Here is a 14,455-nt window from a genome sequence, read left to right on the forward strand (position 1 = left end):
AGGCGGAACATACAGTCATCCTGTTTGTATTTTAGAAGGACGGCGATATGTCCGATTCCACCAGAGAACTCTTCGAGCGCTACCACGCCTGCTGGGCCGATCACGACCCCGACCGCATTGTCGAATTGCACACCCCCGACTCGATATTCCACCTGCACTCCGGCAGTGAGCCCGCGCGCGGGCGCGACGAGATTCGCGCCTCCGCCGCCCAAACCTTCGCCTTGGTCCCGGATTTGACCTTCCACATGGTCAATCTTCGGGTCGGCGAGGACTTCTGGGTGGTGCAGTGGCGGCTGTCGGGCACCTCGGCCACCGGCGGCAAGGTCGATGTGGACCTCGCCGATGTGGTCTTCGTCGAGAACGGCGCGGTGCGCGAAAAGCATTCCTACGTAGACGGAGTGGCCATGCAGGCCGCGCTCGCCGCGCCTGCCGAGATGGCCTGAGCCCCTGAGCGACTGAATCCGACCGATCGTTCTCGATACGGGCGGTTCAGTCCAGGATCGAGGCCGCCACCCGTCCCGCGTCCCGCAGGCGGGTGGCGGCGTTCGGGGTGCGTTCGAGCACCCAGACCCCCTGGAAGAAGACCAGGAGGAAGCGGGCGAGGGCGCGCGGGTCGGCGTCGGGGCGGAGTTCGCCCTGGGCGTGCGCGCGGGTGAGGGTCGAGGTCAGGGCGGTTTCGGTGCGCGCCCAACTGGATTCGACCAGGCGAGCTACATCGGGATCGTGGGCGGCCAGTTCGACGGCGGCATTGGTGACCAGGCAGCCCAAAAGCCTGCCCTCGGTGCAGGATTCGTTCACGAACTGGTCGATCAAACCGCGCACCGCGGGCAGCGCCGGGCCCGGTCGTGCCAGGGCCGCCATGATCCGCGCGTCGACGAGTTCCAGGTGGCGTTGCAGCGCCTTCATGAACAGTTCGTGCTTGCAGCCGAAGGTCGAGTAGATGCAGGCCCGGGCAATGCCGAGGTGCTCGGTCAGATCCGCGATGGAGGTCGCCTCGTAGCCGCGCCGCCAGAACAGCTCCAGTGCGCGGCCCAACACCTCGTCGGGGTCGAATTCCTTGGTGCGCGCCATATTTCGCGATCGTAGGGCTATTGCGACCGATCGGTCAAATATGCGACTATGGGCCGCCGCTCACTATGCGGGGCAGGTGATGAATGTGCTTGTCGCAGTGGCGAAAAGGCCCGACAGTAAGGAAATCCGAGATGACCAGCAGGGTGATCGAGCGCTGTCTCGTGGCCGTGGCGGGGGCGGCGATGCTGCTCACCGGCTGTGCCGCCAACTCCGGGGACACCTCGCCGACGCCGAGTGCGGCCACCTCGGTGCCGGGCACCGAGGTGGCGACCACCACGGCCCGCGGTGACGGCGGCTCGGCCACAACGGAACCCACGCGGGCCGAGTCCGCGACCACCGCGCCCGGCACCCCCGCGAGCCCGGTCGCCACGACCTCGGCGTCGGCGGGCGCCTTCTGGGACCCCTGCACGCTCCCCGATTCCGACCTCTCCGCCGCGGGTTTGAACACCGCCACCGAAACGCGTCTGACCGACGCCGCGTTTCCCACCTGGCAGATGTGCAAGTGGCAATCCACCGATGCCACCTTCGAACTCGTGATCGCGTCGTCGGACCGCACCATCGACGACCTGCTCGCCCCCGGGACGTACTACGACCTGCGCAGGACCGAGTTCTACGGCCGCCAGCTGGTGCAGTTCCGCAACGTCGCCGACACTCACAAGCTGTCCTGCGATATCGGCACCCCCGCCGACTTCGGCAGCATCGTCTTCGCGGTCCGCAATATCCGCGTCCAGACCGACGTGGGCAACCCCTGCCAGGACGCCAACCGGGTCGGTGCCCGACTGTTCAACTCACTGCCCTGAATCGGGCGCAACAGCCTCCGGGACAACGGATTCCGGATGAACAATGGAGGAAAATCGATGCCCGCACTGCGCGCAGTCTTCATCGGCGGCCTGGTCGCCGCCGCCACTCTGGTCGGCGGCGGAGCCGCCGTGGCCGAACCGCTTCCGCTGGAAGCGGCCACCCCGGTGACGACCGAGCAGGTCGCCGGTGGCTGGTGCGACCTGAACCCCGTCATCGGGCTGTGGTGCCTGGTCAGCCAGTCCGCGTAGCCGCGTCGCGCAGCCGCGCGAGCACGGCGACATCCTCGCGGTGGGTCGGCGTCTCCACCAGCAGCGGTACGCCGCGCAGTTGGGGTATCGAGAACAGCTTGGAGAGGCCGACCTCCCCGATCGTCCCCTTGCCGAGGGATTCGTGCCGGTCCCGTCGGGAACCGGCCGGATCGCGGCTGTCGTTCACATGAATCAGGCCGAGTCGCTCGGTGCCAATCGAATCGGTCAGCGCGGCAATCGATTTCGGGAGGCGATCGGGATCGCTGAGATCCTCGCCCGCGGCGTGCAGATGGCAGGTGTCCAGACAGACCCCGACGCGCGCGTCGTCGAGCGCGTCGAGGTATTCGAGGGTGCTGTCGATGGTCGAGGCCAGTGCCGCACCCCCGCCCGCGGTCGGCTCGACCAGCACCCTGACCGTGGCTGGCGCGGCATCGACGAGCGGGGCGATCGTATCGTGCAGTCCGGCGAGCGCGCTGGCGCGCAGGTCCGCGCGGACCGACGAGCCGGTGTGCACGACAACCGCTGTGGCTCCGAGGGATTCGGCGCGACGCAGAATGCCGCCGAGCGCCTCCGCCGACCGTCGCACCGTCTCCGGATCGGGTGAGCCGAAATTGAGCAGATGCGGCGCGTGCACGACGACATCGATATCCAGTTCGCCGCAGGCCTCGCGAAAGGCCATGTCTTCCCGGGCATTTCCACTCGACTGCGCCCAGCCGCGCGGATTGCCCGCGAACAGTTGCACTATCTCGGCGCCCACCTCCCTCGCCTCGCGCAGCCCCACCTTGACCAGACCGCCCGACACCGCCACATGCGAGCCGATTCGGGACCGCTCAGCCACGATCGAGTAATTCGTGCCGGGTCAGCCACCCGGCGAGGGATTCGGCGATCGCCTCGGGCTGGTCCTCCGGAGTCTGATGGCCCGCCAGCCCGAGCTTGTCGACCTCCAAGGCGGCAATGGTGTCCACGCACCATTGGATGAGCTCCGGCCCCATGGTGGTGCCGGGCCCGGGCTCGAAGGTGAGCAGCAGTTTGGGCAGCTCGTGGCTGGCGGCCAGCCAGGCGTCGAGCCCGGCGATCCGCTCGGCCACGTCGGCGGGTTCGCCGCCGAGCGGATTGGCCCGCGCCCACTGGAGGATCGGCACCCGGCTGGCCGGGGTCGGGTACGGCGCGAGGTAGGTGGCCATATCCTCCGCGCTCAGGCCGCCGACCACCGTCGCGGGCACGCCGGGGTCGAGGAAGGCGTTCTGGTCGAGGACCATCTCCTCGCCGACGCCCGGGGTCTTGATGGCGTGGAACAGCTCGCGCGCGGGCGGCGGCAGTTCCTCCCACTCGAGCGGCTTCACGATCGCCTCGGTGAACGCGATCCCACGCACCCGCTCCGGATGGCGCGACGCCCAGTCGAAGGCCAGCGTCCCGCCCCAGTCGTGGCCCACCAGCACCGCGTCCTCCACGCCGAGCGCGTCGAACCAGGCATCGAGGTAGCGGATCTGATCGGCATAGGTGTAGTCGATATCGGGCTTGCCCGACTCACCCATCCCAATGAGATCGGGCGCCAACAGCCTCCCCGGCAGTCGCCCGAACCCCATCACCTTGCGCCAGATATACGAGGAGGTCGGATTCCCGTGCAGGAAGACGATCGGCGCCCCTTCGCCCTGTTCGCGGTAGTTCATGGTCGAGTCGAGCGTGTCGACGATCGGCATGGCACACCTTTCGAAGCATCGAGGTGGCGATCAATTGCATGACCTGTCAACCAAAAGGCTTCGGGATTACTTCCCAGCCCGAGTGAACAGGTGTTTTCCATTACACGCCGCACTCCCGAGGGCGAATCACCCGGCGTCGGGAACCGACCGCACGCCGACCGTGCGTATCGGTCAGAGCTGGTGGAGATGTGCGCGAAGAGCGGGCACGACCACGTTCCACGTCGGGGGCGGTGGGATCTCGTGGCCCATGCCCGTGAGGTGGATGAGGGTGGACCCCTTGATCATTCGGGCGAGTGCTTCGCCGTGGGGGAGGGGGAACATGGGGTCGTCGGCGCTGTGGAGGACGAGGGTGGGGGCGTGGATGTCGGAGGGGTCCACCGAGCTCTCGGAGTCGGTGAGGAAGTGGTTGGTCAGCGAGGACGCCATATTGTGGGTGCGGCGTACTTCCAGGGTCGCCAGCGCGCGTACGCGTGGCTCGTCGAGGCCGAGTGGGCCGACGAAGGGGCGTTCGACGTCGACGCGGTAGTCGATGACCGCGGACTCGTCGGACCAGTCGATGGTCGGTGCGGGCTCGGTCCAGGTCGCGGCTACGGCGGGAGTTGGTGGGGGCAGTTCGCCGGGGTCGCCGCCCACCGGGCTGCACTCGATGAGGGTCAGCGTCAGCACCCGCTCGGGGGCGAGTGCCGCGATGTGCTGGGCGATGCCACCGCCCATCGACATGCCCACCAGATGTGCCCGCTCGATTCCGAGGGCGTCGAGAATGCGCAGCGGATCGGTGGCGAGATCCTCACCGGTATAGCCCGGTTGCCCCGCCGGAGAGGAACTCGACTGCCCGGTATCGCGATGGTCGTACCGGATCACCTGGAACTCGCCGCCACCCACCAGCTCACAGAATTCCGGCGTCCACCAGTCCATCGACTGGCCCCCACCCGCGATGAGCAGCACCGCGGGTGCGTCTCGGGGGCCGGTGCGTTCAATCGCCAACTCGACGCCGTCGAATGGGAGGATCTCGGTGTCTCGTGGCGCGCCTGTCATGCCACTGACTCTAAATGCGTTGGCGCACCACGAGACCCGTTCGCTGAATCAATTCGTGCTGGTGATATCCGGGGCGATGGCCGCGAGGCGGGTTTGGGTGGCCGAAACGACGCCCTGCCGGTTCTTGTGCGCCTCCTCGTAGGCAAGGATCGCGCGGAGGTCGGCGGGGGAGGTCAACTCCTTGATCGCCGCGACCGTTTGGGAGACGTTCAGGTCGTTGTAGTCCTTGATGGGCAGCTCGCTGGGCTCGAGGACGCCGGTGGCGGTGCGCAGGGAACGCAGCGCATCGGCGGTGCCTTCGGCTCCCTCGCGGCGGGTGACCTGTTCGGCCGTCTGCATGGCGGCGTCGCGGGAGGCGCTGAGCGTCTTGGCCGCGATCTCCGCGGCGTGCGCGCCTCGGGCCAGCAGGTCCTCGAGCGCGGGCGGTGCCGAGCGGAAAGTGTCCAGGGCGCGGTCGATTCCGCGCATGGACAGGTTCGCCGGAATATTGGCCGCCTTCACCGCGGTGCCGGTGGCGATCTGGAAGGGGGTGCGGCGCAGCGCGGCCGGGCCGCCCAGCGCGTCCTCGGTCAGGACGGTGGTCAGCCACTCCACGGTCGCCGAATGCGCCGTGATGAGCTGCTCCGCCAGCCGCACCACCTCGGATTCCTGTGCGGCGGTGGCGAGGGCCTTGATATAGCGGGACCGGTCGAGCAACTGGTGTTCGAGGGCCAGGTCGCCGAGCAGGGCCTCCTCGAAGGGGCGGCCCTGTTCGCCGAGGGCCTTGAACGCGGCCAGGATTCGGCCGACGAACGGACCGACCACCGCCGGTACGCCCCCCAGCTTGCGGATAGCGGATTCGATGGCCTCGGCCCGGGCGCGCGCATTGTCGGCGTTCTCGGACAATTCGCGCCGCACGGCCTCCGTCCGCGCCTGCGCGATGCGGGTCTCGGCGATCTGAATCTCGCTATTGGTCAGATCGCGGACCGCGCGCAGTTGCGTCAGCAGGGATGTGGTGTCGCGTGTGCTCATGGTTATCTCGTCCTTGTTCAGGTTGCGATGACGGGCGCAACGGTGCACCACCGCTCGAATACCCGACACAGCCACTTGAAACCGTGTGCCGCAACCGAATTCGCGTGCGATCAACCACGTCGCGCGGCCCGCGCGTTCCGAATCGCCTCCTTGTCGGCGTCATCGAGCTTGCGGGTGTCGCGCGGTTCGGCGAAGGGCTCCACATGTTCGGGCAGCCCCTCGGCGATGGCCTTGCCGTGGTCGAGTTCGGCATTGATCTCGGCCCCCAGCAGCAGCGCGATATTGGTCAGCCACAACCACACCAGGAAGATCACCACGCCAGCCAGCGACCCGTAGGTCTTGTCATAGGACGAGAAGTTGGCGACGTAGAGGGCGAACAGCGCCGAGATGATCAACCAAATGACCACCGCGATGACGCCGCCGGGGCTGATCCATTTCACGCCACCCTGTTTCGCGTTCGGGCTGGCCCAGAACAGGATCGCGAGCAGCACCGACACGAGAACGAACAGCACCGGCCACTTGCCGATATTCCATACCATCAGCGTGGCTTCCCCGACGCCGAGGAAGTCGCCGATCTGTTGCGCCACAGGCCCGCTCGCCACCACGATGACCGCGCTGATCACCAGCAGGACCACCGCGAGGATGGTGACGCCGAGCCGGATCGGCGTGGTCTTCCAGATCGGGCGGCCCTCCTCGATGCCGTAGATGACATTCGATGCGCGCATGAACCCCGCCACGTAGCTCGAGGCCGACCACAGCGCGATGGCCAGACCCAGTATCGCGCCGAGCCCGGCGCTGCTCTTGTTGGACTGCGCCTGGTCGAGCAGCGTGCGCACGAAATCGGCGCTGGAGCCCGGCGCGATCTGCTGCGCTTGATTCATCAGCTCGTCGGCACTGTCCTGCCCCAACAGGCCCAGCAGCGAGACCAGCACGATCATGCCGGGAACGATCGACAGCACCCCGTAATAGGTCAGCGCGGCGGCCAGATCGGTCAGATTGTCGCGCTGGAACTGTTTCGCCGCGCGTTTGGCCACCGCGAACAATGACGGCTTCGACAATTCGGCCGGGCTGCTCGGCCGATCGGGGTCCAGATCGGGCCGGGCGCCGGTGGCGGCGCGGTCGGTGTCCATATCGGTTCGCCTCGCTCGGGTGCGGTTCTCGGTGCGTGCGGTGGTACTCGGGTCCGCGTTAATCCCGTTGTGCCCGTAGCCCCGACGCGTAAACGCCGCGCGTACCCGCTCCGACGGCCGCCGCGCCGCGACCCCGCGCGGCGGCGATCGCGATCGTGCGGCCGATGTTTCGCCAGCGACGGGCGGGTATTCCGGGAACAACAGCGGGTCCGAACGCGCCCCCGCGCCTCGACGGAGGAGGGAGAAGTCAGCCCATGGCCGAACACCAAGCGCCACCGGAGCGATCGCGCAGTGTCGCCGAACTGATCACCGAAACCACGGAGCAGACTCGACGGCTGGTCCGCGACGAGATTCGCCTCGCCGCACTCGAAATGCAAAGCAAGAGGAAACGTTTCACCGTCGGCGCGGGTCTGGCCGGAGCCGGTTCGCTGCTGGCGTTCTACGGCGGCGCGATCCTGGCCGCCACGCTCGTGATCGCGCTGGCGCTCACCCTGTGGTGGTGGGTATCCGGATTGATCGTCGGCCTGGCCCTGGTCGCCATCGGCGGCATCCTCACGCTGGCGGGGAAGAAGAACGTCGAGAAGGCCATTCCGCCGCTGCCACAGGAGGCCGCCAGCGGCGTCCAGCACGATATCGCGGCCATCAAGGACGGGAGCACCCGGTGAACGAGGAACGACACTCCATCGATCCGGCCGACGCGATCCGCGCCGATCGCGACGAGGCCCGCCAGCAACTCGCCGAAACGGCGGCCGAACTCGCCGCCAAACTCGACGTGCAGGCCCGCGCCAAGGACCGGGTGCGGGCCGCCGAGCACACCGCGCGGACCAAGGTCGACCAGGCCAAGCACAAGGCCGAAGACACTGCCGCGCAGGTGAAGTCGCAGGCGCAGAGCCTGGCCGAACAGGCCCGACAGGCCGCGCCCGAACCCGTGGTGCACGGCGGGCAGCGCGCGGTGGACATCGCCCGCAACCAGCCGATCCCCGTCGCCGCGGCAGCCGCGCTCCTCGCCCTGCTGCTGTGGCTGATCCTGCGGCAGCGCTCATGAAGACGCTCTACAAGCCCCTGGGACTACTGGTCAGCGTGCTCGGCGGCCTCCTGGCCAACTGGGCGTTCACCCGCCTGTGGGGCCTGCTGACCGGCGAAGGCGAGGCCCCCTCCGCCACCGCCCGCGACCACGCCTGGCAGGAGGTACTCGCCGCCGCGGCCCTGCAGGGCGCGGTCTTCGGCGCGGTCAAAGCGGCCATCGACCGCGCCGGTGCCACCGGATTCGAAAAAGCCACCGGCGCTTGGCCCGGCGACTGAAGTGGTCAGGACGTTGTCGTGGACCGGTCATCGGCGGCGTGAGCCGCCCATGCGGCGAGCCAGCCGATCTCCATGGCGGCATCGAGCAGATAGGTCTTGGGAATAGTCCCGTCGGGCACGTAGCGCAGATCGATGCCGAGTAGCGCCAAGGCGGTCGCGACGCCGAGTCGGCGCGCGTTCCGCACTCCCCCGGCGGTCGGCTCGGAAAGCAGCTGGACGACCCCGTTGCCGACCAGGAGGGACGCGACGGTGAATTGCAGCCAGTGATCGCGTTTGGGGCCGAACACCGCTTCGAAGCTACGGCGGCTGACCAGCGGCCACAGGCCACCGATCACATTGAAGCCGCCATGCGCGCGTGCGAGCGAAACGCCGGAAACAGCCATATCGACTCCTGGTGTCGGGGGCCACTCCTTGGCCCCTCCGCATCGTTCGAATACCACGCAACCGCTCGGCAAACCTCTGGTTCCTGAGCGAGATGCGCTGTCCGTCGTCATCTTTGCGTCAGTTCTGTGATGCGTCGGCGCATGAGGCGTCGTTCCGGTTCGACGATGAGGAGTTCCAAGGCTCGCCGGTACGCCGCGACCGCCACCTCGACGCGGTCGAGCCGACGCAGCAGTTCGGCGCCTGTCGAATGCAGGTAGGCCGGAGGGCACACAGCCGGGGACACGAGCAAATTTTCTCGCCGAGGCCCCACCCCGGGCAATCCTCACGTCGTGAGCGACTGTCGGTGGCACTCGTCCGGCCGATTCGCGCCGAGGCGGGTTTCGGGGTGCGGCGCTGTGGAAAGCTGGGAGCGTGAACCTCCTGAAGGACGCCACCTCCCCGTACCTGCGCCAACATGCCGACAACCCGGTCCACTGGCGGGAATGGAGTGCCGACGCGCTGGCCGAGGCGCGGGAGCGCGATGTGCCGATCCTGCTGTCGGTGGGGTACGCGTCGTGCCACTGGTGTCATGTCATGGCGCACGAGTCGTTCGAGGACGGGGCCACCGCGGCGCTCATGAACGCGAACTTCGTGTGCGTGAAGGTGGATCGGGAGGAGCGGCCGGATCTGGATTCGGTGTACATGGCGGCGACCGTCGCCATGACCGGGCAGGGCGGCTGGCCGATGACGTGCTTCCTGACGCCGGAGGGGGAGCCGTTCTATTGCGGCACCTACTACCCGAAGACGCCTCGGCACGGGGTGCCGTCGTTCGCGCAGGTGCTCACGGCGGTGGGGGAGACGTGGCGCAACCGGCGGCCGGAGGTGGACCAGGCGGCCGGGCAGGTCGCCGACGCGTTGCGGCAGCAGGCTTCGGGGCTGCCCGACAGCGATATCGCGGTGAGCGCGGAGCTGCTCGAGCACGCCGTGGCGACGGTGCTGCGGGATCTGGATACCGAGCGGGGCGGGTTCGGGGGTGCGCCGAAGTTTCCGCCGTCGGCGCTGCTCGAGGGACTGCTGCGGGAGTACGAGCGCAGCGGGGACGGGCAAGCGCTGCAAGCGGTCTGGTTCACGGCGGAGGCCATGGCTCGAGGCGGGATCTACGATCAGCTGCGGGGCGGGTTCTCGCGGTATTCGGTGGACGCCAACTGGCTGATACCGCATTTCGAGAAGATGCTCTACGACAATGCGCTGCTGCTGCGCGTGTACGGCCATCTGGCACAGCGACTTCCGGAGGAATCGCCCACCGGCATCTCGCCGCGACCGGTCGCCGCCGAATCGCTGCCCTTGCGAATCGCCAGGGAGACAGCGCAATTCATTATCGACGACCTCGGCACCGACGCGGGCGGCTTCGCCTCGGCGCTCGATGCCGACACCCAGGTGGAGGAGGGTAAGCCCGGCGTCGAGGGCGCGACCTACGTGTGGACCCCCGCCGAACTGAACGGTGCGCTCGGCGCTCTCGACGGCGCGTGGGCCGCGGAGCTGTTCGGCGTCACCACCGCGGGCACCTTCGAACACGGCACCTCGGTGCTCACCCGCTACCGCGACCCGCGCCCGCAGCAGGGCGAATACGAACGCTACGAACACATTCGGGCCCGGCTGCGCGAGGTCCGGGCCACCCGCCCGCAGCCCGCGCGCGACGACAAGGTGGTGACGGCCTGGAACGGTATGGCCATCACCGCGCTCGCCGAAGCGGGCGGACGGCACGGGCGCGCCGACTGGATCACCGCCGCCGTACGCTGCGCCAATTTCCTGCTCGACACCCATGTCGTCGACGACCGGGTGCTGCGCGCCTCGCTCGGCGGCGTGGCCGGAACCTCGGCGGGCGTGCTCGAGGATTACGCCTGGCTCACCACGGGTCTGCTCGCGCTGCACCAGGCCACGGGCGGAATCGAATGGCTCGATCACGCCCACCGCGTGCTCGACGCGGCCATCGCCCACTTCGCCGATCCGCAGGCCCCCGGCAGCTGGTACGACACCGCCGACGATGCCGAAACCCTGGTGGCGCGCCCACGCGACCCGCTCGACGGCGCCACCCCCAGCGGCTCGTCGGCCATGGCCGAGGCCCTGCTCACCGCCGCCGCCCTCAGCGATCCCGAGCGCGCCTCGCGCTACCGCGACCTCGCCGACCGCACCCTCGACCGCGGCGCGGTGGCGCTGGCCCGCGCACCCCGCTCGGCGGGCCACTGGCTCACCGTCGCCGAGGCGGCCGTTCAGGGTCCGATCCAGGTGGCGGTGGTCGCCGCCGACGCCGACCTGGAGGGTCTGGCCCCCGGATTGGTCAGCACCGCAAGGGAATTCGCCCCCGGCGGCGCGGTCGTCCTGGCGGGCGACCCCGACACCGCCCCCCTGCTCGCCGACCGCCACCCCGTGGAGGGCCGCTCCGCCGCCTACGTCTGCCGAGGCTCCGTCTGCGACCTCCCCGTCACCACCCCCGCCGCCCTCCGCGACTCCCTCACCCCCAAGCGCTGATTCGCGAGGGGGAAACCATGGCGGCGACGGCCGAGAGCCCGCCGCCACCAGTTCCCCCTCACGGTCGGACGGTCCGGGGGCTGGCGCGGACCAGGGCGGGGAGGGCGACGAGGACGGCGGCCAGGTGGACTGCCCGAAGGGTGCCCAGCACAAGGGATTCCGTGGTGAGGTCCACGAACAGTTGGCTGAGGTGGGGTGTGGTGAGGACGGCTCGCAGCGGTTCGACCACCAGGGAGGCGAGGCCGACGGTGCCCAATCCGGCGATGAGGGTCCAGCGCGCCCACTGGGCTCCGGCGGCCATGCGGAATGCCAAGGCGATCACCGTCAGGTAGATGGCGGCCCGTACCGCGAGGGCGGGCAGGAGGTCGCCGATATCGGCGTGGGGACGGTCGAGCAGGACGGCGGCGCGCAGCACCGTCTCGCCGATCCCGCAGTACACCGCGATGAGGATGGCTTGGAGCGCGATCGCGACCGGACGCGGGCGAACCGGCGTCGGCGTCGTCACGAGGCGGGGGAGCGACCGTTCGATCATGCCCTCGACTCTGCGACGGCAGGGCCGGTGCGCGGATCAACCCCCGGTATCGAGTTCCCTCACCCGAGGGTATGAGGCGCGCCACTCGCGGCCGGTCAAATTCCATTGCCCGCGATGGTCCGTGGTCCTAGTGTCCGGATCATGTCGACGCTCATCTTGTCCCCGCGCTACACCGACGATTCCCGCATCATGCGGTCGGCGGCCGTGCGGGCCGGGTGGAATGTGCACCGGCTGGGCGGTTGGCGCGCACCCGAACAGCTGGTCGGCGCGGAGGCCGCCGTCTACGGTGAGCCGCTGTTCGCGGAGGTGGTCTCCGCGCAGGTCGGATTGGCGCTCATGGACCCACCCGCGAGCTGGTTACCCGGACTGCCGCGACACCATCTCCATCGCGAGGTGCGCACGGCCACGTTGGGTGCGGCAAGAGACTGCGCCACACCGGTTTTCGTCAAACCGGCGGACGGTCGCAAAGGATTCGAAGGAGCCGTCTACGACCGCGGCGCGGGACTGCCGCCCGCCGAGACCTGTCCCGACGACACCGCGGTCCTGATCGCCGAGCCGGTGCGCTGGGATGTCGAATTCCGTTGCTTCGTCCGCGAGGGCGAGGTCCTGACCATGTCGCCCTATTGGCGCGCGGGCGAATTGGCCATGGCCGAGGACGGAAGTTGGCCCGCCAGCGAGACCGAGCTCGCCGCCGCCCACGCCTATGCGAAGACGGTCGTGGCGGAGGTGCCGCTACCGCCCGCCGTCGTCCTCGATATCGGGGTGATCGAGGAACGCGGCTGGGCGGTGGTCGAAGCCAACAGTGCCTGGGGCGCGGGGGTTTACGGCTGCGACCCGGATCGCGTCCTGGAAGTCCTGGCCCGCGCCTGCGTACCCCGTTCCCGGCTCACCGCCGAGGACGAGCAGTGGGCGCTGGAAGCGATGGCGGTGGATGAATAACGGGCGGCGGGCGGGGATCTTCGCCCCGCCCAATCGGGCAGGCTCGTTCCGCGCCGTGAACGGCCACTACCTACCGCGCCGCCGACGACCCGAAGCCGCTCGGCCGCAACCGAATCGACCCGGCGCACGGTATCGCTGAGCGGTACGCGTGGCACGCATTATTGGGCCACTTGCGATTTCGGATCGAGTCGCGTGGGCTCGCGGACCGCGTCGGTCGGCGCGAGATCGGTCCAGCAGTCCGTGGGCTGTTTGCGCCCGCGCAGCAGAATGGATTCGTGCAGCCGCCAGTGCGCGCGCTCATCGGCCGCGGCCGCGTCGATCACGGCCTGGCTGGCCAGGATTCGACGCGGCACCGCCTTGGCCTCGGTGGTGAGCCGGGCGGCCTCGTTGACGGCGTCGCCGATGACGGTGAACTCCAGACGGGTGTCCGCGCCGATATCGCCCGCGAAGACCAAACCCCGCGCCAGCCCGATACCGACATCGAGTTCACCGCCCGCGGCCACCGCGTCGCGAATCCGGCGGGCGGCACGCAGCGCGGGAGTGGCGTTGTCGGACAGCGCGATCGGCGCGCCGAAGATGCACAGCGCCGCATCACCCTCGAACTTGTTGACCAGCCCGTGATTGTCCTCGGTCGCGGCCACCACGGTGGAGAGCAGCCGGTTGAGCTTGGCCACGAAATCATTGGGGGCCAACTCCGTGGAGAGCGCCACCGATCCGGTCACATCCACGAACAGCGCGGTCACCACCCGCATATCGCCGGTCAGATCCGCGCCCCCGGCCAACGCGCGCTCGGCCACCTCCGCGCCCACGTGACGGCCGAAGACCTTCTGAATACGGTCGCGCTCACGCAGATTCGAGGCCAGCTCGTTCACCGAATGCTCCAGCCGCCCCAACTCGCTCGCGCTGCCGATGGGCACCCGCACCTCCAGATCGCCGTGTGCGATCCGATCGAGCGCCTCGCGCAGGGTGTGCATGGGCGTGGCCACCGCGCGGGCCAGCGCGGCCGTCGCCACCGCGCCCGCCGACAGCCCGACTATGGCGAGATAGATGCCCGTGCGAATCCGGTTGTGCGGGTCCGAGACCGGATCGGCGAGCACCGTGATGAGCATGAACAGCGGAACCGCCCCGGTGACCGCGAAGGTCACCAGCACCCGCACCAGTACGGTCGAACTCCAATGCGTGGTGCCGCCGCCGAGCACCTCCGACACCATGGGAATGGTCGGGCGAATGAGGCGGTCCACGATCAGGTAGGTGAGCGCCGCCGACTCCAGGCCGCCGAAGACGAACATGGCCAGCACCACCGCGAGATCCCGCTGCGGGGTGGCGTGCGCGAACAGCGCCGCGGCGATGATCACGCCCGGAATCCAAATGGCCAGGGCCCGTGCGGTGATCGCGATGGGCAGGGTGAGCAGCCGCCGCGCCTCGGCCTCGGTCGGCGTGCGGCGCTTGTCCAGCCAACCGAAGTAGTGGGTGCGATCGCGAATGGCGAGCGCGATGCCGACCAGTGCGCCGATGGTCGGATAGACCGCCACCGGAGCCATCTGGACCAACCAGTCGGAGCCGAGCCGCCCCAGGAATCCGGCCAGCCACAGCTCGGTGAGGATCACGCCGAGCCCGCTGAGATTGGCCGCCATCACGACGGCGGCCAGTCCCCACCCCGCCCGCAGTGCCCAGAGGATCAGTCGGCTGATCACGTCGCGGCTGCGGCTGTCGGTGGAGTCATCGCGGTAGGGCCTCTAGTCGGTACGGCTGGTACCAGCCGACTTTAGAGATCTTTCGCCCCCCTGTGCACGT

General features: G+C 69.0%; 18 protein-coding genes. 8 read left to right on the top strand and 10 right to left on the bottom strand.

Features of this window, described 5'->3' with window-relative positions; genetic code table 11:
- Nucleotides 1-47 precede the first annotated feature (47 nt).
- Complete coding sequence (locus ACIBH2_RS16535; RefSeq protein ID WP_397118187.1) at nucleotides 48-443, top strand: nuclear transport factor 2 family protein; 396 nt, start codon at nucleotides 48-50, stop codon at nucleotides 441-443.
- Between the two features lie 46 nt (nucleotides 444-489).
- Here the strand turns inward: ACIBH2_RS16535 and ACIBH2_RS16540 are convergent, their stop codons facing one another.
- The gene (locus ACIBH2_RS16540) at nucleotides 490-1,071 is read right to left on the bottom strand and encodes a TetR/AcrR family transcriptional regulator (protein ID WP_397118189.1); all 582 of its coding nucleotides are present in this window, start codon (nucleotides 1,069-1,071) and stop codon (nucleotides 490-492) included.
- Between the two features lie 131 nt (nucleotides 1,072-1,202).
- Between ACIBH2_RS16540 and ACIBH2_RS16545 the strand changes: the two genes are divergently transcribed.
- The gene (locus ACIBH2_RS16545; protein ID WP_397118191.1) at nucleotides 1,203-1,871 is read left to right on the top strand and encodes a DUF3558 family protein; all 669 of its coding nucleotides are present in this window, start codon (nucleotides 1,203-1,205) and stop codon (nucleotides 1,869-1,871) included.
- Nucleotides 1,872-1,928: 57 nt separating this feature from the next.
- Entirely contained in the window at nucleotides 1,929-2,120 is a 192-nt protein-coding gene (locus ACIBH2_RS16550; RefSeq protein ID WP_397118193.1) for a hypothetical protein, read from the top strand.
- Here the strand turns inward: ACIBH2_RS16550 and ACIBH2_RS16555 are convergent.
- The 5 genes from ACIBH2_RS16555 to ACIBH2_RS16575 all read right to left on the bottom strand — a co-directional run bounded on the left by ACIBH2_RS16555 (nucleotide 2,104) and on the right by ACIBH2_RS16575 (nucleotide 6,996).
- Nucleotides 2,104-2,958, bottom strand: coding sequence for a deoxyribonuclease IV (locus ACIBH2_RS16555; RefSeq protein WP_397118195.1), 855 nt, complete (start codon nucleotides 2,956-2,958; stop codon nucleotides 2,104-2,106). The two genes, ACIBH2_RS16550 and ACIBH2_RS16555, sit on opposite strands and share 17 nt — an antisense overlap.
- Nucleotides 2,951-3,820: a haloalkane dehalogenase gene (locus ACIBH2_RS16560; protein WP_397118197.1), complete on the bottom strand. Its 870-nt coding sequence runs from the start codon at nucleotides 3,818-3,820 to the stop codon at nucleotides 2,951-2,953. Before ACIBH2_RS16560 ends, ACIBH2_RS16555 begins: the two co-directional genes overlap by 8 nt.
- Nucleotides 3,821-3,991: 171 nt before the next feature.
- The gene (locus ACIBH2_RS16565) at nucleotides 3,992-4,855 is read right to left on the bottom strand and encodes an alpha/beta fold hydrolase (protein ID WP_397118199.1); all 864 of its coding nucleotides are present in this window, start codon (nucleotides 4,853-4,855) and stop codon (nucleotides 3,992-3,994) included.
- 48 nt (nucleotides 4,856-4,903) lie between these two features.
- The gene (locus ACIBH2_RS16570) at nucleotides 4,904-5,866 is read right to left on the bottom strand and encodes a ferritin-like domain-containing protein (protein ID WP_397118201.1); all 963 of its coding nucleotides are present in this window, start codon (nucleotides 5,864-5,866) and stop codon (nucleotides 4,904-4,906) included.
- A 110-nt stretch (nucleotides 5,867-5,976) separates the two neighbouring features.
- Nucleotides 5,977-6,996, bottom strand: coding sequence for a YihY/virulence factor BrkB family protein (locus ACIBH2_RS16575; protein WP_397118203.1), 1,020 nt, complete (start codon nucleotides 6,994-6,996; stop codon nucleotides 5,977-5,979).
- Nucleotides 6,997-7,250: 254 nt separating this feature from the next.
- Between ACIBH2_RS16575 and ACIBH2_RS16580 the strand changes: the two genes are divergently transcribed.
- The 3 genes from ACIBH2_RS16580 to ACIBH2_RS16590 are packed head-to-tail and all read left to right on the top strand — an operon-like array spanning nucleotide 7,251 to nucleotide 8,298.
- On the top strand, nucleotides 7,251-7,661 hold the full coding sequence (locus ACIBH2_RS16580; protein WP_397118205.1) for a phage holin family protein: 411 nt from the start codon (nucleotides 7,251-7,253) through the stop codon (nucleotides 7,659-7,661).
- Complete coding sequence (locus ACIBH2_RS16585) at nucleotides 7,658-8,041, top strand: DUF3618 domain-containing protein (RefSeq protein ID WP_397118207.1); 384 nt, start codon at nucleotides 7,658-7,660, stop codon at nucleotides 8,039-8,041. The genes ACIBH2_RS16580 and ACIBH2_RS16585 overlap by 4 nt, the downstream gene beginning before the upstream one ends.
- Nucleotides 8,014-8,298 (top strand): DUF4235 domain-containing protein, encoded by a 285-nt coding sequence (locus tag ACIBH2_RS16590; protein ID WP_397118209.1) that lies wholly within the window; start codon nucleotides 8,014-8,016, stop codon nucleotides 8,296-8,298. The genes ACIBH2_RS16585 and ACIBH2_RS16590 overlap by 28 nt, the downstream gene beginning before the upstream one ends.
- Nucleotides 8,299-8,303: 5 nt before the next feature.
- On the opposite strand, the gene ACIBH2_RS16595 is transcribed toward ACIBH2_RS16590, so the two are convergent.
- Together ACIBH2_RS16595 and ACIBH2_RS16600 are read right to left on the bottom strand one after the other, a co-directional pair.
- On the bottom strand, nucleotides 8,304-8,681 hold the full coding sequence (locus ACIBH2_RS16595; RefSeq protein ID WP_397118211.1) for a hypothetical protein: 378 nt from the start codon (nucleotides 8,679-8,681) through the stop codon (nucleotides 8,304-8,306).
- Nucleotides 8,682-8,788: 107 nt separating this feature from the next.
- Nucleotides 8,789-8,965 carry a hypothetical protein gene (locus tag ACIBH2_RS16600; RefSeq protein ID WP_397118213.1) on the bottom strand — a complete coding sequence of 59 codons (177 nt, stop codon included), beginning with the start codon at nucleotides 8,963-8,965 and terminating at the stop codon, nucleotides 8,789-8,791.
- A gap of 128 nt (nucleotides 8,966-9,093) precedes the next feature.
- Between ACIBH2_RS16600 and ACIBH2_RS16605 the strand changes: the two genes are divergently transcribed.
- Nucleotides 9,094-11,190 (top strand): thioredoxin domain-containing protein, encoded by a 2,097-nt coding sequence (locus ACIBH2_RS16605; RefSeq protein ID WP_397118215.1) that lies wholly within the window; start codon nucleotides 9,094-9,096, stop codon nucleotides 11,188-11,190.
- A 58-nt stretch (nucleotides 11,191-11,248) separates the two neighbouring features.
- Here ACIBH2_RS16605 and ACIBH2_RS16610 read toward each other — a convergent pair whose 3' ends face one another.
- Nucleotides 11,249-11,722 carry a hypothetical protein gene (locus tag ACIBH2_RS16610; RefSeq protein WP_397118217.1) on the bottom strand — a complete coding sequence of 158 codons (474 nt, stop codon included), beginning with the start codon at nucleotides 11,720-11,722 and terminating at the stop codon, nucleotides 11,249-11,251.
- A 141-nt stretch (nucleotides 11,723-11,863) separates the two neighbouring features.
- Between ACIBH2_RS16610 and ACIBH2_RS16615 the strand changes: the two genes are divergently transcribed.
- Nucleotides 11,864-12,661: an ATP-grasp domain-containing protein gene (locus tag ACIBH2_RS16615; RefSeq protein ID WP_397118219.1), complete on the top strand. Its 798-nt coding sequence runs from the start codon at nucleotides 11,864-11,866 to the stop codon at nucleotides 12,659-12,661.
- Between the two features lie 158 nt (nucleotides 12,662-12,819).
- Here the strand turns inward: ACIBH2_RS16615 and ACIBH2_RS16620 are convergent, their stop codons facing one another.
- On the bottom strand, nucleotides 12,820-14,355 hold the full coding sequence (locus tag ACIBH2_RS16620; protein ID WP_397118221.1) for an adenylate/guanylate cyclase domain-containing protein: 1,536 nt from the start codon (nucleotides 14,353-14,355) through the stop codon (nucleotides 12,820-12,822).
- Between the last annotated feature and the right edge of the window lie 100 nt (nucleotides 14,356-14,455).

The organism is Nocardia sp. NPDC050406 (genome assembly GCF_044459025.1).
In the GTDB taxonomy this organism is placed as follows: Bacteria; Actinomycetota; Actinomycetes; order Mycobacteriales; family Mycobacteriaceae; genus Nocardia.